This window comes from Burkholderia sp. AU45274, from assembly GCF_030482505.1.
GTDB lineage: Bacteria > Pseudomonadota > Gammaproteobacteria > Burkholderiales > Burkholderiaceae > Burkholderia.
In genome coordinates, this window is sequence record NZ_JAUJQE010000001.1 from 1,889,163 (window position 1) to 1,907,788 (window position 18,626).

Annotated in this window: 19 protein-coding genes; 11 read left to right on the forward strand and 8 right to left on the reverse strand. The window is 68.0% G+C overall.

The features are described 5' to 3' along the window. Window positions 1–51 precede the first annotated feature (51 nt). Both QZM35_RS08440 and QZM35_RS08445 read right to left on the reverse strand, forming a co-directional pair. The gene (locus QZM35_RS08440) at window positions 52–861 is read right to left on the reverse strand and encodes an SDR family oxidoreductase (protein WP_089432966.1); all 810 of its coding nucleotides are present in this window, start codon (window positions 859–861) and stop codon (window positions 52–54) included. After that, complete coding sequence (locus tag QZM35_RS08445) at window positions 858–1,691, reverse strand: molybdenum cofactor biosynthesis F family protein (protein WP_089433332.1); 834 nt, start codon at window positions 1,689–1,691, stop codon at window positions 858–860. The genes QZM35_RS08440 and QZM35_RS08445 overlap by 4 nt, the downstream gene beginning before the upstream one ends. Window positions 1,692–1,861: 170 nt before the next feature. On the opposite strand from QZM35_RS08445, the gene QZM35_RS08450 reads away from it, so the two are divergent. From QZM35_RS08450 to QZM35_RS08460, 3 genes are all read left to right on the forward strand, one after another. Next, window positions 1,862–2,653, forward strand: a complete 792-nt coding sequence (locus QZM35_RS08450; RefSeq protein ID WP_089432967.1) for an AraC family transcriptional regulator — start codon at window positions 1,862–1,864, stop codon at window positions 2,651–2,653. A gap of 224 nt (window positions 2,654–2,877) precedes the next feature. Beyond that, on the forward strand, window positions 2,878–3,846 hold the full coding sequence (locus tag QZM35_RS08455) for a DMT family transporter (RefSeq protein ID WP_256976905.1): 969 nt from the start codon (window positions 2,878–2,880) through the stop codon (window positions 3,844–3,846). 216 nt (window positions 3,847–4,062) lie between these two features. Continuing rightward, window positions 4,063–4,611, forward strand: a complete 549-nt coding sequence (locus QZM35_RS08460) for a permease (RefSeq protein ID WP_089432969.1) — start codon at window positions 4,063–4,065, stop codon at window positions 4,609–4,611. A 99-nt stretch (window positions 4,612–4,710) separates the two neighbouring features. Here QZM35_RS08460 and QZM35_RS08465 read toward each other — a convergent pair whose 3' ends face one another. After that, the gene (locus tag QZM35_RS08465) at window positions 4,711–4,845 is read right to left on the reverse strand and encodes an entericidin A/B family lipoprotein (protein WP_006485835.1); all 135 of its coding nucleotides are present in this window, start codon (window positions 4,843–4,845) and stop codon (window positions 4,711–4,713) included. A gap of 231 nt (window positions 4,846–5,076) precedes the next feature. Here QZM35_RS08465 and QZM35_RS08470 point away from each other — a divergent pair, with 231 nt between their 5' ends. The 8 genes from QZM35_RS08470 to QZM35_RS08505 all read left to right on the forward strand — a co-directional run bounded on the left by QZM35_RS08470 (window position 5,077) and on the right by QZM35_RS08505 (window position 12,521). Next, a complete protein-coding gene (locus tag QZM35_RS08470; RefSeq protein WP_089427078.1) occupies window positions 5,077–6,372 on the forward strand; it encodes an aspartate carbamoyltransferase in 1,296 nt (431 codons plus the stop codon). 404 nt (window positions 6,373–6,776) lie between these two features. Next, window positions 6,777–9,020, forward strand: a complete 2,244-nt coding sequence (locus tag QZM35_RS08475) for a TonB-dependent siderophore receptor (protein ID WP_089432971.1) — start codon at window positions 6,777–6,779, stop codon at window positions 9,018–9,020. 3 nt (window positions 9,021–9,023) lie between these two features. Beyond that, a complete protein-coding gene (locus QZM35_RS08480; protein ID WP_301775774.1) occupies window positions 9,024–9,797 on the forward strand; it encodes a tetratricopeptide repeat protein in 774 nt (257 codons plus the stop codon). Then, on the forward strand, window positions 9,794–10,477 hold the full coding sequence (locus QZM35_RS08485; RefSeq protein WP_175866802.1) for a Fe2+-dependent dioxygenase: 684 nt from the start codon (window positions 9,794–9,796) through the stop codon (window positions 10,475–10,477). Before QZM35_RS08480 ends, QZM35_RS08485 begins: the two co-directional genes overlap by 4 nt. Before the next feature lie 13 nt (window positions 10,478–10,490). Further along, window positions 10,491–10,637, forward strand: coding sequence for a hypothetical protein (locus tag QZM35_RS08490; RefSeq protein ID WP_301775775.1), 147 nt, complete (start codon window positions 10,491–10,493; stop codon window positions 10,635–10,637). A gap of 170 nt (window positions 10,638–10,807) precedes the next feature. After that, on the forward strand, window positions 10,808–11,488 hold the full coding sequence (locus QZM35_RS08495) for a M15 family metallopeptidase (protein WP_254600163.1): 681 nt from the start codon (window positions 10,808–10,810) through the stop codon (window positions 11,486–11,488). Between the two features lie 103 nt (window positions 11,489–11,591). Then, complete coding sequence (locus tag QZM35_RS08500; RefSeq protein ID WP_089427073.1) at window positions 11,592–12,176, forward strand: NTP transferase domain-containing protein; 585 nt, start codon at window positions 11,592–11,594, stop codon at window positions 12,174–12,176. 204 nt (window positions 12,177–12,380) lie between these two features. Then, on the forward strand, window positions 12,381–12,521 hold the full coding sequence (locus QZM35_RS08505; RefSeq protein WP_174972170.1) for a hypothetical protein: 141 nt from the start codon (window positions 12,381–12,383) through the stop codon (window positions 12,519–12,521). 70 nt (window positions 12,522–12,591) lie between these two features. Here QZM35_RS08505 and QZM35_RS08510 read toward each other — a convergent pair whose 3' ends face one another. The 5 genes from QZM35_RS08510 to QZM35_RS08530 are packed head-to-tail and all read right to left on the reverse strand — an operon-like array spanning window position 12,592 to window position 18,579. Next, the gene (locus tag QZM35_RS08510; RefSeq protein ID WP_174972167.1) at window positions 12,592–13,350 is read right to left on the reverse strand and encodes an SDR family oxidoreductase; all 759 of its coding nucleotides are present in this window, start codon (window positions 13,348–13,350) and stop codon (window positions 12,592–12,594) included. Then, on the reverse strand, window positions 13,347–14,894 hold the full coding sequence (locus QZM35_RS08515) for an FGGY-family carbohydrate kinase (protein WP_301775776.1): 1,548 nt from the start codon (window positions 14,892–14,894) through the stop codon (window positions 13,347–13,349). The genes QZM35_RS08510 and QZM35_RS08515 overlap by 4 nt, the downstream gene beginning before the upstream one ends. Window positions 14,895–14,923: 29 nt before the next feature. After that, window positions 14,924–16,012, reverse strand: coding sequence for an alcohol dehydrogenase catalytic domain-containing protein (locus QZM35_RS08520; RefSeq protein WP_174972163.1), 1,089 nt, complete (start codon window positions 16,010–16,012; stop codon window positions 14,924–14,926). A 46-nt stretch (window positions 16,013–16,058) separates the two neighbouring features. Beyond that, window positions 16,059–17,072: an ABC transporter permease gene (locus QZM35_RS08525; protein ID WP_301775777.1), complete on the reverse strand. Its 1,014-nt coding sequence runs from the start codon at window positions 17,070–17,072 to the stop codon at window positions 16,059–16,061. Beyond that, entirely contained in the window at window positions 17,059–18,579 is a 1,521-nt protein-coding gene (locus QZM35_RS08530; protein ID WP_301775778.1) for a sugar ABC transporter ATP-binding protein, read from the reverse strand. Before QZM35_RS08530 ends, QZM35_RS08525 begins: the two co-directional genes overlap by 14 nt. Window positions 18,580–18,626 lie beyond the last annotated feature (47 nt).

Sequence of the window (18,626 nt, forward strand, 5' to 3'; positions counted from 1 at the left end):
TGGTAAGTTATCGGCCGAGGTTCATTGGCCGAGCGGGGGCGCGGGTCACCGTCACGCGCCGCCAAGCACCGCGCCGCTCTCGGGCAGCGTCGCACCGCCGTCGACGACGATCGTCTGCCCCGTAATGTAAGCGGCATCCGCCGATGCGAGAAACAGCATCGCGTTCGCGATATCTTCCGGTTCGCCCATCCGCGCGAGCGGAATGTCGCGCGCGATCTGCGCCGCGACCGACGCGTCGCCGAGATTGCCGGCCGCCGGCGTGCGAATCATGCCCGGCTCGACGCCGTTCACCGTCACGTTGCGGCGCGCGAGCTCAAGCGCGGCCGCGCGAATGAAGCCGTTCACGCCGGCCTTCGACGCCGCGTAATGCGCGAGCCCCGGATACGCGACACGCGGCCCCGTCACCGACGACGTGACGAGCAGCCGCCCCGCTCCCGCACGCTCGAATGCCGGCAACGCGGCCTGCGCGAGCCAGAACAGCGCCGACAGGTTGACCGACAGCGTCCGGTCGAGCGTCGGCTCGTCGATCTGCGTGAACGGCGTCAGCGGAAAATACGCGGCATTGTGGACGACCACATCGAGCCGGCCACCGTCGCGCTCGACCGCCGCGACCAGTGCGCCCAGTTCGTCGCGGCTGGCGGCATCCACCCGATAGGCGCGCGCCTCGCCGCCCGCGCTCGCGAGCGCATCGGCCTGCGCGGCGGCCGCCTCGCCGTTCAGGTCGGCGAGCGCGACGAACGCGTCGGATTCCGCGAATCGGCGTGCGATCGCCGCGCCGATCCCCTGCGCGGCGCCCGTGACAAGCACGACGCGCCCGCTGAAATCCGCCCGCAGGCGGCCGCTGCCCGGCACGGCATTCATCGCTGCGCCTCGCCGCCGAGCGGATGCGCGGTTTCGTTGAGCACCTGCGCGTGCGCGCCGATCGGGAAATTCGACAGCGTGCCGAAATCGCCGCCCTGGTAGCCGAAGATCTTGCCGTCGGTCTTGCGCTGCGCGAGGTCGATCAGCACGACGCCGAGCGTCGGCACCACCTTTTCTCGCCACACGAACAGATACAGCGCGTCTGCAATCCTGAAGTAATGACAGCGATCGACATCGGCCAGCCCGCCTTCGACACCCTGCAGGCACTGCCACGCATAGAAATTCTCGTTCAGGTAGATGTGCTCGTAGCATTCGGTCGGGCTATAGCGATACATCGTCCGCTTGCCGATCAGCTCGCGCGTGGGCCCGTGCAACGGCCCCGGCTGCGTGTGGCCGCCGAGCGTGCCGTGCCGGAACTCGGCCTCGACGCCCGTCAGCGGCAGCCCGCGCGCAACCCGTGTGAACGCGTCGATGCGCGTGTCGGCTTCGGTCGGCAGCGCGCCGACGACCGACGTCCATACACCGTTGTCGAGGTCGATCACGAGACTGACCGACGTCGCACGGGCGGCCGAATCGATGTAGTCGACGAAGTACAGCCCGTCGCGCAGCCGCGTCACGCGGCACGGCTCGCGGCCGCCCGTATCGGTCGCCGCATCGCGCCACTGCAGTGCGCCGGGCTCGAACGTATAGACGCGCCATGCACCCGATGCGTCGCCGAGCGCAAGTGTCCGCCCGGCGAGCGCGTCGACGGATGCGAGGATGTTCGCTTCCGGCGCGAAGCCGTCCGCGAGCGCGCCAACCTGAATGAATACCGGATCCTGTCGTTCCACCTGCCGCCTCCCGCGCAGCTTCAGGCCCGGCGGGCCGTGTACGCTGCTCATGTGCACATGGTGCGGGCTGCGCGCGCCGCGCGGTATCGGCCAAAAGGATGAAGGGCGCGCGGCGCCGGAACACGCTAAAGTGCATGACATCCGCGCCGCAACCGGCGCGAGGAGCGCACATGCACCGCGTCACCCATTACCGACGGACCGGCGAAGGCATCGAGGCAATCAGCCTCGACTCCGACCGTGCATTTCCGCGCCACGCGCACGACGAATTCGGGGTCGGTGTGATCGTCAGCGGCGCGCACCGGTCGTGGAGCGGCCGCGGGCAGGTCGACGCGCTGGCCGGCGACGCGATCATGGTCAACCCGGGCGAGATGCACGACGGCTCGCCGATCGAGGCCGGCACGGGCCGGCACTGGCGGATGCTGTACCTCGCACCCGCGCTGGTCGCGGGCGTGGCGGCGGAAGAAGGCCTCGGCGGCGTCGAACTGGCGCATCCGGCGGTACGCGACGCGCGGCTCACGGCTGCCGTCGGCCAACTACACGCGCGTATCGTCGCGGAATCCCAGCCGCTCGCCCGCGACGAAGCGCTCGTGATGCTCGTCGCCGGGCTGCTTGCCCGGCACGCGAACCGCACGCTGCCGGCGGCGGGCGTCGCACCGGCAATCCGCCTCGCCCGGGAGCGGCTCGACGCGGCGCCGGCCGCGCCCGTTTCGCTCGCCGAGCTGGCCGACCTGAGCGGCGTCAGCCGCTTCCAGCTGCTGCGCGGGTTTGCCCGCGAAGTCGGCATCACGCCGCACGCGTACCTGATCCAGTCGCGTGCGCGGCTGGCGCGCGCGCTGCTTGCCAGCGGCTTGCCGATCGCCGATGCCGCGGCCGAAGCGGGCTTTGCCGATCAAAGCCATTTGACGCGTGCGTTCGCGCGCCAGTTCGGGATCACGCCGGGGCGGTTCACGCAGGCCGTTTGACGCCGCCGCCATCCAGCGGGGCTCGTCGCCAAACACACCGGCCTCGAAGGCTGCGCTCACATCGACAACTGCGACGGCACGCCGCGCCATGCGCTGCTCGCGGTGGCTGTCGCCCGCCCCTGCGGCCCAAGCATGCAGAGTCACGCGCTCCGTATTCGACATGCCCGCGCGCGCTGCAATTTCGTTCAAGACGCGCATCAACGCCGTACGCGACGATGCGGCGCATGAAGACACGACTGATTGGCTATCTCTATCTCGCCGCCGCAATGGCAGGCGTCGGCAGCACCGTCATCGCGAGCCGTCTCGCGGCCGGCGGCCTGCCGCCGTTCGCGGCCACCGCGCTGCGCTTCCTGATCGCGACACCGCTGCTGTTCGCGCTGATGTGTGCGCAGCGCATGCGCTGGCCACGCACCTCCACGCGCGACGCCGTGCTGCTCGTCATCCAGGCGGCGGCGGGCGGCGTCGGTTATACGGTGCTGCTGATCTGCGGCACGAAGCTGTCGTCGCCGCTCGATGCGGGCGTGATGCTCGGCACGCTGCCCGCGATGTCGACGCTGATCGCGGCCGTCGTGCTGCGCGAGCGGCAGACACCGCGCGACTGGGTGGCCGCCGCGCTCGCAACGGCCGGCGTGCTGTTCGTCACGTTCGCGCCCGGCCAGGCCCTGCCGTCGCTCCGCACGCTCGCCGGCGATGCGCTGGTGCTGGCCGCCGTCGCCTGCGAAGCCGTATTCATCCTGCTCAACCGGCGGCTGGCCGCACCGTTGCCGCCGCTGGCGCTGTCCACCGCGATGTCCGGCCTCGGCTTCGTGCTCGCCCTCGTGCCGGCCGCGTTCGAATGGCACGCGGTGGCGACCGGCTGGACTGTCGACGCGGTGTCGGCGATCGCCTACTACGCGCTGGTGCCGACCGTGCTCGGCTACCTGTGCTGGTATGCCGGTTCGGCGCGCACAAGCGGAACCGAGGCCGCGCTGTTCACGGCGGTCGCGCCGGTCTCGGCCGTGCTGTTCGCGGTCGCGCTGTTCGGCGAAACGCTCAGCGGCACGCGTATCGCGGGAATCGCGCTCGTCGTCGCCGGCATGGTCGTCGGCGCGACGCGTCGACGCGAACCGCGAGCCGAAGCACGCAATACGCACCCGGCGAATCCGGATCGACCGTCCCGCCCCGCGCCCGCCGCGCAAACCGCCACCGACTGACTCGCGCTCATCGCGTCGTTGCTTCGTTGCGTCGTTGCGGAAACGGCGGCGTCTCCGCCCCGCCGTATAACCCGTCGATCCTCGCGTTTCCCCCGTGCGGCCGGCCACTGTAGGAATGTGTCCGCGCACCGCAAAACCGTTGCGCACCACCCCGCAAGATGCAATATTCGCGTGGCCGGGACCTTTGACAACCATCGCACAACAATCCGCCACGCAATGAACAGGAAGGAAGCCAAAACAAGAATCGCGGTGCTGCTGTCCGCGGGAACGAGGAAGGCCGACGCGTTGGCCGAACTGTCCGGACAGGGACTCAAGGATCGCGTGCTCGCGCACCTGATCGCGTCGCGCCCCGATCCCGAACGCTGCCGCCAGAACAAGCTGCACATCCGGATCCTGGTCGCGCTCGGCATCGCCCAGCTCGCGATCAGCCTCATGCTCGCGTACTACTTCTTCGCCACCGGCGCCGGCAACGGCCTCGTGCTGGTATTTCTCGCGCTGACCGTGCCGCTGTCGCTGCTGTTCATCTGGGGCTTTGCAACCCATCGTGTCGGCGCGTACCACGCGTTCATCCTGCTGTCGCTGCTGCAGGTGCCGAAGACCATCGCCGAGCTCGGACGCGATCCGTCGACCGCGCTGCCGAGCCTCGCGATCACGGTCCTGCTGGTGGGCTATGTCTGGTTCGTCCGCAACCGCCTGTTCCCCGACTACGGCTGGTTCACGCCGCGCAAGGTCGAAGGCCGTTACGCGTTCGTCGAGCACGCCTGACGCCACCGGCATCGAGCGCCGGCCAAAAGAAAAAAGGCGCCGGGCCGCCCCGCAATCGCGGGACGGCCCGGCGCCTTCTGCATTCCGGAACCGGTCGGCTTACTTGGCCTTTTCAGCCGAATCGCTGATCGCCTGGCCGCCCTTCGAAATGTCCTGCCCCACACCGGCGACCGTGTTGCAACCGGCAAGCGCGGCGGTCACCACCAGCAGCATTGCAGCAATCGTACGCGTCATTCTCATTCTCCTTGGAATCAACAAGCCCGACGGGCGAATCGTTTGCGGCGTCGCGCCCGGCAGATGCCGGGCACGGGGCCTGACCTGATTATACGGAGACGGCCGCCGCGCGCCAGTCCGAACCCGCCGCTGTCACGCGGGCCATACAGCCGGTTCGCGCAGATTTTCCTTGACTTCAACACGCGAGGAACTAATATACGCACCGCGTATATTTCTCGTCAGGAGCCGCCGATGACCGTTCCCCAGCAAGCCTTCCTCCGCGACGCCATGCGCCGCCTCAACATGACGCGCGAAGCGTTCGCCAGCCGCATCGGTGTGAGCCGGCGCGCGCTGGATACCTGGCTTCTGCCCGACGATTCGCAGGAATCGCGCGGGATGCCCGAGATCGTCGAGCGCTTCGTGTCGGAAATCGTCGAGCGCTCGGTGCCGGAAGGCGGCAACTATACGCAAAGCGTAGATAACCAGGGGCTCGCCAAGCAGTTCTTTTTCGAGGGCAAGCCGCAACTGCTGTCGGTCGACCAGTTCTCGCGGGAATCGGTCGAGGCGCTGTTTCGCGTGGCCGACGTGATGCAGCCGATCGCGCGCCGCCACAAGATTTCGCGCGTGCTGGAAGGTGCGGTGCTCGGTAACCTGTTCTTCGAGGCCAGCACGCGTACGCGCGTGTCGTTCGGCGCCGCCTTCTGCCGGCTCGGCGGTTCGGTGTGCGATACGACGGGCTTCACGTTCTCGTCGATGGCCAAGGGCGAATCGATCTACGACACGAGCCGCGTGATGGCCGGCTATGTCGACGCGCTCGTGATCCGCCATCCGGAGAAAGGCTCGGTGGCCGAGTTCGCGCGCGCGACCAACCTGCCCGTGATCAACGGCGGCGACGGCCCCGGCGAGCACCCGAGCCAGGCGCTGCTGGATCTCTATACGATCCAGCGCGAGTTCTCGCGGCTCGGCAAGATCGTGGACGGCGCGCACATCGCGCTGGTCGGCGACCTCAAGTACGGCCGCACGGTGCACTCGCTCGTCAAGCTGCTCGCGCTGTACCGCGGGCTCAAGTTCACGCTCGTGTCGCCGCCGACGCTCGAGATGCCGGCCTACATCGTCGACCAGATCGCGACGAACGGCCATGTGATCGAGCAGACGACCGATCTCGCAGCCGGGCTGCGCGGCGCGGACGTCGTCTATGCAACGCGGATCCAGAAGGAGCGCTTCACCGACGAGTCGTTCGAAGGCTACACGCCGGATTTCCAGATCAACCAGGCGCTCGTCGATTCGGTGTGCAAGCCGGACACGCTGATCATGCACCCGCTGCCGCGCGACAGCCGGCCCGGCGCGAACGACCTGTCGGTCGACCTGAACCGCGACCCGCGCCTCGCGATCTTCCGCCAGACCGACAACGGCATTCCGGTGCGGATGGCGATCTTCGCGGTGCTGCTCGGCGTCGAGAACCTCGTCCAGCATTCGATGCGCGACGCGACGTGGCGCCCGCCGGCATATCTCGGGCCGGAGGATGCGGTGTTTCACGGGGTCGATTGAGAAGGAACTGCGGGGGCGAGCCAGTCAGGCGCCCCCGCAGTTCAACGGAAAGCGCGCCGGGCAGCCCGGCGCGCTTTTTTTACGCGCGGTGGAAAGGTAGGCAATCAGCGCCTAGGACGCCCAGGGATCGATTACCCGCAGGCCGACCGACTCGAACGGCGCGTCGCAATCACTCTAACCCGCCTGATAAGCACGTCACACCTGGCCGATCGGCCATTGACCCTGCCCAGACCACCCCGTCACATTAGTTGACACTTTCCTTACTAACGCTAACAAGAACGCTTCTCATTCAATAAAAAATTACATAGAATGCCGCCTGAAAACAAATCGTAATAATTCCCGGCGGCATGCACATTCCCGTAGCGCACCGCCCCCGGGGCCACACCGCGAGGTCGAAGCGCACCATGAAGTCACGTCCCGACGAGTTGAAGCTCGGTAAATTCACCACCCTGTGCAGCGTGCTCGCCGCAAGCCCGGCCTTCGCGGCGGACGGCACGCCGCCGCCCGCCCCGGCCGGCACCGAAGGCCATCTCGCACCGATCGAAGTCCAGGGCAAGGCCGAGCACAGCTACAAGGCCGACTTCTCCGCTTCCGCGAAATTCACCGCGCCGCTCGTCGACACGCCGAAATCCGTCACCGTGATCCCGCAGGAGCTGATCCAGAACAGCGGCGCGTCAACATTGACCGAAGCGCTGCGCACCGTGCCCGGCATCACGTTCGGCGCCGGCGAAGGCGGCAACCCGCTCGGCGATCGTCCGTTCATCCGCGGCTACGACACGCAGGGCAGCATGTTCGTCGACGGCATGCGCGACACCGGCGCGACGACGCGCGAGATCTTCAACACCGAGCGCATCGAGATCACCAAGGGTTCCGACGGCGCGTACGGCGGCCGCGGCGGCGCGGGCGGCAGCATCAACCTGATCACGAAGGCCCCGCACCTCGGCACCACCGCCGCCGCGAGCGCGGGCCTCGGCACCGACCGCTATCGCCGCTTCACGGCCGACGGCAACTGGCAGTTCGCCGATCACGCCGCGTTCCGCCTGAACCTGATGAGCCACAACAACGACGTCGCCGGCCGCGACGCGGTGAACAACGAGCGCTGGGGCGTCGCACCGTCGATCGCGTTCGGCCTCGGCACGTCGACGCGCGTCGTCGCGAGCTACTACCACCTGCAGACGGACGACCTGCCCGACGGCGGCATCCCGTACTACTACGGCTTCAACCTCCCGAAAGGCGTTGCCACCGACGGCCCGGCGCCCGTCGACCGCCACAACTTCTACGGCCTGACCAACCGCGATTTCCGCAAGACGACGTCGGACATCAGTACGCTGAAGATCGAGCACGACATCACGTCGTCGCTGACGATCCGCAACACCACGCGCTATACGGAATCGACGCAGGACTACATCTGGACGCAGCCCGACGACAGCCAGGGCAACGTGGTCAACGGCAAGGTCTGGCGGCGCGCGAACACCCGCAACAGCGCGATCAACAGCATCGCGAACCAGACCGAGCTGTTCGGCGAATTCCGCACCGGCCCGTTCAAGCACAGCTTCACGACCGGTATCGAGCTGTCGCGCGAATGGGGCAAGCGCGACACGTACAACGTCGCCGCCGCGAACGGCAAGATCTGCCAGAACGGCATCGGCGCGGCGTCGGGCTACAACTGCACGAGCCTGTGGTCGCCGAACCCGAACGACCCGTGGGCCGGCTCGATCACGCGCAACAACGACTACGCGCGTGCCCGCACCGTGACGAAGTCGATCTACGGCTTCGACACGATCGAGATCACGCCGCGCTGGCAAGTCAACGGCGGCGTGCGCATCGACGACTACTCGACCCGCTTCACCGACACCAAGGCCAACGGCGGCAAGACCACCACGCGTGACGACACGCTCGTGAACTGGCAGGCCGGCCTCGTGTTCAAGCCCGCGCAGAACGGCAGCATCTACGCGTCGTACGCGACGTCGTCGACGCCGGCCGGCATGATGCTCGGCGAAGGCAGCGAAACGCAGTCGCTCACGCCGGGCCGCGGCGGTGTCGGCTCGAACGCCGATCAGCTGGCGCCGGAAAAGAACCGCAGCATCGAACTCGGCACGAAGTGGAACGTGCTGAACGACAAGCTCGCGCTGACCGCCGCGCTGTTCCAGATCGATACGACGAATGCGCGCGTGACGCTGCCGAACAACCAGTATGCGATGGTCGGCAACAAGCGCGTGCAGGGTCTCGAACTCGGCGTCGCGGGCCAGCTCACGAAGCAGTGGCAGCTGTTCGGCGGCTATACGTACATGAAGAGCGAACTGCGCGACAACGGCAAGGACACCGCGAACAACGGCAACCGGTTCCCGAACACGCCGAAGCACAGCTTCACGATGTGGTCGAACTACGACGTGACGCCGAAGTTCACCGTCGGCGGCGGCGCGTTCTACATGTCGCAGGTGTTCGGCGATCCCGCGAACCAGCACGCGGTGCCGTCGTACTGGCGCTTCGATGCGATGGCGCAGTACCGCATCAACAAGAAACTCGACCTGCAGCTGAACGTGAACAACCTGTTCAACCGCACCTACTTCGACCAGGCGTATCCGGCGCACTACGCGTCGATCGCACCGGGCCGCTCGGCGTTCGTCACGCTGAACGCGCGCTACTGATCGATGGAAGCCGTGTCGCTGAAGGCGCTCGCGTCGGTTTCGCCGCGCGAGTTCGCCGACATCCTGGCCGGGCCGCCCGAGCGCGCCGCCGCGTGGGTCGCGGCGGCGGCCGACAACGGCATCGTCGATGCCCAGGCCGTCTACGGACAATACCTGCTCGACGGACATGGCGTCGCGCGCGATCCGGCGGCCGCGTTCAACTGGTTCCGGCACGCGGCGCGCGCCGGCCACGCGATGGCGATGAACATGCTCGGCCGCTGCTACGAGTTCGGCTGGGGCACGGCCGCGTGCGCGCAGGTCGCCGTGTACTGGTACCGGCTCGCCGCGCGGGCGGGGCTCGACTGGGGCATGTACAACTACGCGACGGCGCTCGCGCTCGGTAACGGCGTCGACGAGAATCGCGCCGAGGCGCTCGACTGGTTCCAGCGCGCGGCCGCGCTCGGCCATGCGAAATCGATCAACCTGATCGGCGGCTTCTACGAGGACGGCTGGGTCGTACCGGTCGACCGCGACGCCGCGTTCGACCACTATCGACGCGCCGCCGTGGCGGGCGACTTCCGCGGCCAGTTCAACCTTGCACGGCTGCTCGCCGAGCGCGGGCGCATCGACGAAGCGCTCGCGTGGCTTGCACGCGTGCCGGCCACCGCTACCCCCGCGTTCGTCGCGAAGATGCGCGCGTATCTCGCGTCGTCGCCGATCGGCGCGTTTCGTGCGGCGGCGCTGGAATTGCAAACGCCACCACAGCCGCAGCCGCACTGTACGGAATCCATATCATGATGCTTCACGTCCCCGGCGTATTGACGAAAGCGCAGGTCGCGCAATGTCGCGAACTGCTCGATGCGGCCGAATGGGTCGATGGCAATGCGACGTCCGGCACGCAGTCGGCGCTCGCGAAACGCAATCGCCAATTGCCGGAAGGCGCGCCGGCCGCACGCGCGGTGGGTGACGCGATCCAGGACGCGCTCGCACGCCATCCGCTGTTCTTCTCGGCAGCGCTGCCGCTCAAGGTGTTTCCGCCGCTGTTCAATCGCTACGAAGGCGGTGAGACGTTCGGCACGCACGTCGACAACGCGATCCGGCTGCTGCGCGGCACGGATTTCCGCGTGCGCAGCGACCTGTCGGCGACGCTGTTTCTCGAAGAACCCGATGCGTACGATGGCGGCGAGCTGTGTGTCGAGGATACGTACGGCACCCATCGCGCAAAGCTGCCGGCGGGCGACCTCGTGCTGTATCCGGCGTCGAGCCTGCATCACGTCACACCCGTGACGCGCGGCGAGCGCGTCGCGTCGTTCTTCTGGATCCAGAGCATGGTGCGCGACGACGGCGACCGCACGCTGCTGTTCCAGCTCGATACGCAGATTCAGGCACTGTCCGCCGAGAAAGGGGCGAAGGACCCGATGGTCATTTCATTGACGGGGATTTATCACAACCTGTTGAGGAAGTGGGCGGATGCGTGACCAACGATATGCAATGCAGCCGCTGGACGTATTGCGCGGCTCGGTCGTGCGCTACGACGGTCCCGTCGATCCAATCGAGGAAAGCGGTTGGGAGGCGGCGCCACACGACACGCGAAACGACGGCGTCCACGCAGGCACGACCATCGATACGCGAGGATAAGAGGCTCACGCTCCCGCAGCGGAAACCGCGACACATCCTCCGCCCGACTCTGGCATATTGGCGATTCGTCTGACCAAATCAACCACGAGCACCCGGCCTCGTGCAATAGCGCTTCCTGCTGCCAGCCGGACGTGGCCCGCAACCGTCATTGCGCCACTTCGTCCACTATCGTGATTTCGCTCTCCGATCCCGTTGTCCGGTCCATTGCCCTGCTGGAGTCGCACGAAGGGTTTGTCGATCTCGCAGGCTTCCATGACCGTATCGCTGTTGCGCCCGGCCCCGACGACGTCGCAAACAAGAGCCCGCATTTCCTGAAAGTGCGTCGTGGCGTGGCGGACCGGCTGATCGCCGCAGCGCACGCGCTCCCCGCCGGCCTGCGCCTGTACGTCAAGGAGGGCTATCGCCCGCTGGCCCTGCAGCGTCACTACTTCACCGGGCATCTCGCGCACCTGCGCCGGACGCTGAAGCCGTTGCCGGATGAAGACACCCTGGTCGCGCTGACGAGCCACTACGTTGCACCGCCGGAAGTCGCCGCGCACCCGACGGGCGCAGCTGTCGACCTGACGCTCATCTCGGCGGATGGCATCGAGCTCGACATGGGTTGCATGCTCGATGCCACCGACCAGGAATCATCCGGCGCGTGCTACACGCACAACCCGTTCATCAGCCGCGCAGCCGCCCGCAACCGTCAGGTGCTGATCACCGCGCTGACGGGCGCCGGCTTCACCAATTACCCGTCGGAATGGTGGCATTGGTCGTTCGGGGACCGCTATTGGGCCGTGATGCACGATCAATCGCACGCCATCTACGGCCCCGTCGAAGAAAACATGCTCGACGAAGCCGCGTGCTGACATTCTTTCCGACGAAACGCGCCCGCCTCGGTAACATCCTCACTTGTCGATCCCTGCCCGCTCCCGCACAATCGCAGCACCTGCATCACTCTCCCCCGCGCCGATGTCCTATGCGTCACTCGCCACCGGCGTCCTCCTCGCGGGCGGCCTCGGTCAGCGCTTCGACCCGAGCGGCCTGCACAGCAAGCTGCTCGCGCTGCTTCCCGACGGCACGCCGGTTGCGGTCGCGGCCGCCCGTCATCTCGCGGCGGCCACGGCCGACGTGATCGCCGTCGTGCGTCCCGGTGCCGAAAAACTCGCGATGCTGCTGAACGAAGCCGGCTGCCACGTCGTCTATGCACCCGACGCCGCGCGCGGCATGGGCGCGAGCCTCGCGGCCGGCGTGCGCGCGACGCCCGACGCGAACAGCTGGCTCGTCGCGCTCGGCGACATGCCGTGGATCGCGGCGTCCACCTATGAAGCCGTCACGCGCGCGCTCGACGCCGACGACGCGTCGATCGTCGCGCCCGCGCACCGCGGCGTGCGCGGCCATCCGGTCGGGTTCGCCGCGCACCATTTCGATGCGCTCGCCGCGCTCGACGGCGACACGGGCGCCCGCGCGCTGTTCGCCAGCGCGCCGGTCAGGCTGCTCGACGTCGACGATCCCGGCATCGTGCGCGACGTCGATACACCGGCGGATTTGCGCTGACCGGGATCGCGCAGAGCGCGCGGTGCAATACAGCGCACGCGCCGCGCGCGGCGGGTGCCTGCCCGAAAGCGGCCCGGGCCCGGATTGCACCGGCGACACACCACCCGCCGCCACAATCCCGCTGCAAACGCACGCCCGATTGGCTATAACGGAGACGAGGCGCCCCTGCCGCGCCACCGCCGTCACGCACCGCGCGAGTCCTCCATGACCGATCACACGACCCCGACGCCCGAGCCACCGGCCGACCCGAACCGCGATCCGGAAGACGATCCGTTCTCGTCGCCGCCCGGCCATCACGACAACCCGCAGCAACCGGACGGACCGCCGAGCAAGGATCCTGTCTAGCCTCAGGGCTGTCGCGCCGCGCATTCACCGCGGGTTCCCGTCATGCGCCGTCGGCGCCGCATGAGGTTGGCTAGCGCGCCGTATACCCGCCGTCGATCGGCAACGACACGCCGCTGACCATCGACGCCGCGTCGCTGAGCAAGAACAGGATCGGTTCGACGACCTCGTCCGGCTCCGCGAATCGCCCGAGCGGAATCGCGGCCAGCATCGGCGCCCGCTTTTCCGGTTCGCTCCACGCGAACTGCGCCATCGGCGTGAGCGTGACGGTCGGGTTCACACTGTTCACACGAATGCCGTGCGGCCCGAGTTCGATGCACAGCACGCGCGTGATCGCATCCATCGCCGCCTTCGACGCGCAGTAACTCAGATGCGCGGGCAAGCCGACGAGCGCGGCCTGGCTCGATACGTTGACGATGCTGCCCCGCGCGTGCGCGACGCCACGCGCGTCGCGCGCGATCATCTTCCGTGCGACGGCCCGGGCAACGAGCGCCGCGCCGCGTGCATTGACGGCCATCACGCGATCAAAATGCGCGGCGCTCACCTCGAGCGCCGATTCGAGTGACGCGATCCCCGCGCAATTCACGAGGCCGTCGAACGCATCGTGCGCGGCGAGCGCCGTATCGATCGCGTGCTCGTCGCCACCGACGTCGAGTCGCAGCGTCTCGCACGCGGCCTCGCCGGCTAGCGCATCGAGCGCGGCCATGTCGCGCCCGGCCGCGACGACCTGCGCGCCCGCCTGCGCCAGCGCGACCGCGCACGCGCGCCCGATCCCGCTCGACGCCCCCGTGACGAGCACCCGCAAACCGTCGAAATCGAATCGTGTCTTCATGATGGCGTGTGCAACTCGTGCATGATCGGTTTGAGCGCCGGATACAGCGCCGTATAAAGCGCAAAGCGCGCCGCATACGCTTTCGCGCGTCCGGCATCGGGCCGTGCGCGCTCGACGAGCGTGACCCAGCCGCCTTGCGCGTCGTCGTGTGATACGAGCCCTGCCCCGACGCCCGCGAGCAAGGCCGCCCCCATCGCGGCTTCGACGTCCTGCTCGATCGTCCACACCGGGAAGCCCGTCACGTCCGCGATGATCTGCATCCACAGCGCCGAATGCGCGGCCCCGCCCACGACGATCAGCCGGTCATCCAGCGCCACCGCGCCGCGCCGGCCGGCCTCGATGTTGTGCCGCAACGCGAACGCGACACCTTCGAGCACCGCGCGATACAGGTGCGCGCGCGTATGCGCGAGACTCAGCCCGACGAACGCACCGCTCGCCTTCGCGTCCCACACGGGGCTGCGCTCGCCCATCAGGTACGGCAGGAACAGCACGCCGTCGGCGCCCGGCGGCACGCCTTCGGCTGCTTCCTCGAGCAGCACGTGCGGATCGCCGTGCGGCAGCAGGCGTGCCGCATCGATTTCCGCGTGGCAAAACTGATCGCGAAACCACGCAACCGACGCGCCGGCCGTGATCGCGCCGCCGAACACGTAGAGGTCGCGCTGCCCGTTGAACACGTGCGGCATGCTGACGAGCCCGTGACGCGCATCGACGTGCCGGCTCACGTAACCCCAGCACATGCTGGTGCCGATCATCGCGACATGCTGCCCCGCGCGCGTCGCGCCGGCCGCGAAGGTCGCGACGGCCGCATCGACGCCGCCGGCGACGACGGGCGTGCCGGCCGGCAGCCCGAGCTGCTCCGTCCATTGGGACAACAGCCCGCCGACGATGTCCGTCGATTCGACGAGCCGCTCGGGCATCATCGTCGCCGGAATGCCGAGCATGTCGAGCGCGTCGTCGGACCACTCGCGGCGCGCGACGTCGTACACGCCGCCGATATTGCCGGCCGAACTGTGATCGACCGCGACCTCGCCGGTCAGCAGGTAGATCACGTACGCGTTCGGCGGCAGGAAATAGCGCACGTTCGCCCACACGTCCGGCCGCTGGTCGCGCAGCCACAGCATCTTCGTGAAGCCGTAGTAGCTGTCGACGCCGTTGCCCGTGATCACGCGCAGCCGCTCGACGTTCACGTTCGCGTTGACCCAGTCGACTTCCGCGGTCGCACGCCGGTCCATCCAGATCAAGCACGGATGGAGCGGCCGCATGTCGATGTCGACCGGAATGCCCGAGCCGCCGTACAGGCTGCCCACGCACACCGCGCGAATCGCATCGGCCGGCACGCCCTGCGCGCGCGCATCGCTCACGCAGCCCGCGATGCACGCGAGCACCGCATCGAACCACACCTGCGGCCATTGCTCGGCCCACAGCGGGCGCGGCGTATCGGGCTGGTAGCCGGCCGAGCGCCGCGCGACGATCGTGCCGTGCCGGTCGACGAGCAGCGCCTTGGTGCTCTGCGTGCCGATATCGACGCCTATGACGTATTCCATGATGTCTCCGGTGAGGCGCACGCCGGCCGTCAGCGGGCCGGTTTCAGCAGCACCTTGATCGATTCGGGCGATTTCGCGACGCGGATCGCGTCGTCCCAGTCCTCGAGCGCGAAATCGTGCGTGACGATGCCTTTCGACGTGACGAGCCCGCGCGCGAGCAGGTCGATCGCGATCGGGTAGCAGTATGGCCCCAGGTGCGCGCCGCGTACGTCGAGCTCCTTGCGATCGCCGATGATCGACCAGTCGACGGTCGCATCCTCGCCGAACACGCTGAATTCGACGAAGCGGCCGAGCTTGCGGATCAGGTCGAGCCCCTGGCTCACGCCGACCGGCGCGCCGGTCGTCTCGATGTAGACGTCGCAGCCGTAGCCGTCGGTGAGCGACCGGACGATCTCGCGCGCATCGTCGCGCGCCGGGTTGATCGTCACGTCCGCACCGTACTCGCGCGCGAGTTCCAGCCGCTCGTCGATCAGGTCGATCACGACGAGCTTCTTCGGCGTCTTCAGGTGCGCGACCTGCGTCATCATCAGCCCGAGCGGGCCCGCGCCCGCGATCACGACCACGTCGTCGAGCTGGACGTCGCCACGGCTCACCGTATGGATCGCGCACGAAAGCGGCTCGATGATCGCCGCGTCCTCGAGCGACACGCCGAGCGGAATCTTGTGGACGATCGCGGTCGGCGGAATGCGCATGTACTCGGCCATCCCGCCGTCGGCCACCTCGCGCTGGAAGCCGAAGATGTTGTGCACTTCGCACATCCAGTACTGGCCCGACTTGCAATAGCGGCACTTGCCGCATGGCACGATCTGCTCGGCGATCACGCGATCGCCCACCGCCACGCCGAAATGCCCGGCCGCGCCGTCACCGAGCGCTTCGACGTGGCCGAAGAATTCGTGGCCGGGAATCACGGGCGCCTTCACCCATGGGCTCGGGCCGCCCCAGAACATCTTCGCGCCGGTGTAGCACTTGCAGTCGCTCGCGCAGATTCCGCATGCGGCGATGCGGATCACGAGCTCGTTCGCGCCGGGGCGCGGCTTCGCGACCTGTTCGACGCGGTAGTCCTCGGGGCCGTGGCAGACGACCGCGGTCATCCGCGGCAGGGCTTCGGGTGTCGTCATGGATAGTCTCTTTCGTGGATGATCTGGATGACTGATGAATCGATCGCTACCGCGACCGTTCGCGGCTGATGTAGATCGCGAGCAGGATGATTCCGCCCTTGATCACGTTCTGCACATACGGGTTCACGCCGATCATGTTCAGCCCGTTGTTGAGCACGCCGAGCAGCAGCGCGCCGACCAGCGTGCCGAGGATCGCACCGCGCCCGCCGGAGATCGACGTGCCGCCCATCACGACAGCCGCGATCGCGTCGAGCTCGAAGCCCACGCCTGCGTTCGGCTGACCGCTCATCAGGCGCCCGGTCAACACGATCGCGGCGAGCGCCGACGTGAGGCCGGCCAGCGTGTAGACGATCAGCTTCACGCGCGCGACCCGCACGCCGGTGAGCCGCGTCGCCTGCTCGTTGCCGCCGATCGCATACACGTAGCGGCCGAACGGCATCCGGTCGAGCAGCAGCCACGCGATCGCATAGACCACCAGCATGATCAGCACGGGCGCCTGGATGCCGAACACCTTGCCGCTGCCGAAGAACGCGACCCAGTCGGGCAAGCCGTCGATCGGATAGCCGCCCGTGTAGATCAATGCCAGGCCGCGCGCGATACCCATCGTCGCGAGCGTGACGATGATCGGCGGCATCCCCGCGAACGCGACGAACACGCCGTTCAGGAAACCGAAACCGAAGCCGACCGCGATGCCGATCGCGAGCGCCGCAACCGCGCTCACGCCCGCGACCATCAGCCCGGCCGCGAGCGTGCCCGACAGCGCCATCACCGAGCCGACCGACAGGTCGATCCCGCCGGTCAGGATCACGCAGGTCATGCCGACCGCGATGATCGCGTTGATCGACACCTGGCGCAGCACGTTCTCCAGGTTCGCGGCGGACAGGAAGCTCGGGCTCGCGATCATCATCGCGATGCACACGACGATCAGGCCGACGAGCGGATAGAACAGCGTCGAGCGCCGCAGCTGCGCCCACCTCGCGCGTGGCGGCGGTGCGTCGCCGTGTCCGGCTGTCGCCGCGAGCGTCGTGGAACGCGTGGAAGAAGAATCAGGCAGGTTCATGGGTCGCTCCTCGCGTGCCGGCCGTGGCATAGGTCATGACCGTGTCGGGATCGATCTCGTCGCCTGCGAGCGTCGCCTCGATGCGGCCCTGCCGGAACACGGCGACGCGATCGCACATGCCGACGATTTCCGGCAACTCGGACGAGATCATGATGATGGCGTAGCCGCGCGCGGTGAGTTCGCGCATCAGCCCGTAGATTTCGGCTTTCGCGCCGACGTCGATGCCGCGCGTCGGCTCGTCGAAGATCAGCACCGACGTGTGATGGTTCAGCCAGCGCGCGATCACGACCTTCTGCTGGTTGCCGCCGGACAACGTCGCGACCTCGGTGTGGATCGACGGCGCCTTCACGCCGACGCGCCGCATCACGTCGTGCGTGGTGCGCGCCTCGTCGCGGCGGTCGATCAGCCAGCGCATCGACCGGTACTTGCCGAGGTTGTTCAGCGAGATGTTGTCGCGGATCGAGAACGACGTGATGAGCCCTTCCGTCTTGCGGCTCTCCGGCAGGATGCCGATGCCCGCGCGCAGCGCGTCGGCCGGATCGGCGAGCTTCGCCGCCGTGCCGCGTACGCGCACGTCCTTGCGGTGCGCACGCGTCGCGCCGATCACCGCGAGCGCGGTTTCCGTGCGGCCCGAGCCGACCAGCCCGGCGAAGCCGAGGATCTCGCCGGCATGCAGCGTGAAGCGGTTCACCGGGCCGCCGCGCTCGATCTGCAGTTCGTTGACCTCCAGCACCCGCGGCGCATCGGCCGCGCGCGCCGGTTTCGGCGGAAAGCTGCTTTCGATCCGGCGGCCGACCATCATCCGTACCAGTTGCTCGACGTCCGTGCGCGCGACGTCGGTCGTCGCCACGTACTGGCCGTCGCGCAGCACCGTGATGCGGTCGCACACCGCGAAGATCTCGTCGAGGTGATGCGAGATGAAGATCATCGCGACGCCCTGCCGCTTCAGCTCGCGCATGATCGCGAACAGGTGCTCGGCCTCGGCCGGCGTGAGCGTGGCGGTCGGTTCGTCGAGGATCAGGATGCGCGCGTCGAGCGACAGCGCCTTGCCGATCTCGACGAACTGCTGCTGCGCGACCGACAGCGCACGGATCGGCGCATCGAGATCGATCGCCACGCCGAGCCGCGCGAAGATCGCGGCCGCCGCGTGACGCATCCGCTTGCGGTCGCGCGCGCCCCAGCGGTTGCGCAGCTCGCGGCCGAGGAACAGGTTGTCGACGGCGTCGAGATGCGGAATCAGGCTGAATTCCTGGAACACGATGCCGACGCCGGCCGCGACCGCATCGTGATAGTCCGCGAAATGGCGGGCGGTGCCGTCGATTTCGATCGTGCCGGCATCCGGCTGATGAATGCCGCACAGGATCTTCATCAGCGTCGACTTGCCCGCGCCGTTCTCGCCAAGCAGCGCGTGGATCTCGCCGCGCGCAATCTCCAGATCAATGTCGGACAGCGCCTTCACGCCCGGAAAGCTTTTCGTGATGTGGCTGAGCCTGAGTATCGCGTCCATCGGCTTCTCCGTGCGAAGAGCGCCGGCCGTGCCGCCGCCCTTCGCGT

What these genes read in the sequence shown, in the direction of transcription:
- QZM35_RS08515 (WP_301775776.1), bottom strand. Translation starts at nt 14,894, where the DNA reads ATGGAATACGTCATAGGCGTCGATATCGGCACGCAGAGCACCAAGGCG.
- QZM35_RS08500 (WP_089427073.1), top strand. Translation starts at nt 11,592, where the DNA reads ATGTCCTATGCGTCACTCGCCACCGGCGTCCTCCTCGCGGGCGGCCTC.
- QZM35_RS08510 (WP_174972167.1), bottom strand. Translation starts at nt 13,350, where the DNA reads ATGAAGACACGATTCGATTTCGACGGTTTGCGGGTGCTCGTCACGGGG.
- QZM35_RS08480 (WP_301775774.1), top strand. Translation starts at nt 9,024, where the DNA reads ATGGAAGCCGTGTCGCTGAAGGCGCTCGCGTCGGTTTCGCCGCGCGAG.
- QZM35_RS08530 (WP_301775778.1), bottom strand. Translation starts at nt 18,579, where the DNA reads ATGGACGCGATACTCAGGCTCAGCCACATCACGAAAAGCTTTCCGGGC.
- QZM35_RS08460 (WP_089432969.1), top strand. Translation starts at nt 4,063, where the DNA reads ATGAACAGGAAGGAAGCCAAAACAAGAATCGCGGTGCTGCTGTCCGCG.
- QZM35_RS08490 (WP_301775775.1), top strand. Translation starts at nt 10,491, where the DNA reads ATGCAGCCGCTGGACGTATTGCGCGGCTCGGTCGTGCGCTACGACGGT.
- QZM35_RS08525 (WP_301775777.1), bottom strand. Translation starts at nt 17,072, where the DNA reads ATGAACCTGCCTGATTCTTCTTCCACGCGTTCCACGACGCTCGCGGCG.
- QZM35_RS08475 (WP_089432971.1), top strand. Translation starts at nt 6,777, where the DNA reads ATGAAGTCACGTCCCGACGAGTTGAAGCTCGGTAAATTCACCACCCTG.
- QZM35_RS08465 (WP_006485835.1), bottom strand. Translation starts at nt 4,845, where the DNA reads ATGACGCGTACGATTGCTGCAATGCTGCTGGTGGTGACCGCCGCGCTT.
- QZM35_RS08455 (WP_256976905.1), top strand. Translation starts at nt 2,878, where the DNA reads ATGAAGACACGACTGATTGGCTATCTCTATCTCGCCGCCGCAATGGCA.
- QZM35_RS08485 (WP_175866802.1), top strand. Translation starts at nt 9,794, where the DNA reads ATGATGCTTCACGTCCCCGGCGTATTGACGAAAGCGCAGGTCGCGCAA.
- QZM35_RS08505 (WP_174972170.1), top strand. Translation starts at nt 12,381, where the DNA reads ATGACCGATCACACGACCCCGACGCCCGAGCCACCGGCCGACCCGAAC.
- QZM35_RS08470 (WP_089427078.1), top strand. Translation starts at nt 5,077, where the DNA reads ATGACCGTTCCCCAGCAAGCCTTCCTCCGCGACGCCATGCGCCGCCTC.
- QZM35_RS08520 (WP_174972163.1), bottom strand. Translation starts at nt 16,012, where the DNA reads ATGACGACACCCGAAGCCCTGCCGCGGATGACCGCGGTCGTCTGCCAC.
- QZM35_RS08440 (WP_089432966.1), bottom strand. Translation starts at nt 861, where the DNA reads ATGAATGCCGTGCCGGGCAGCGGCCGCCTGCGGGCGGATTTCAGCGGG.
- QZM35_RS08450 (WP_089432967.1), top strand. Translation starts at nt 1,862, where the DNA reads ATGCACCGCGTCACCCATTACCGACGGACCGGCGAAGGCATCGAGGCA.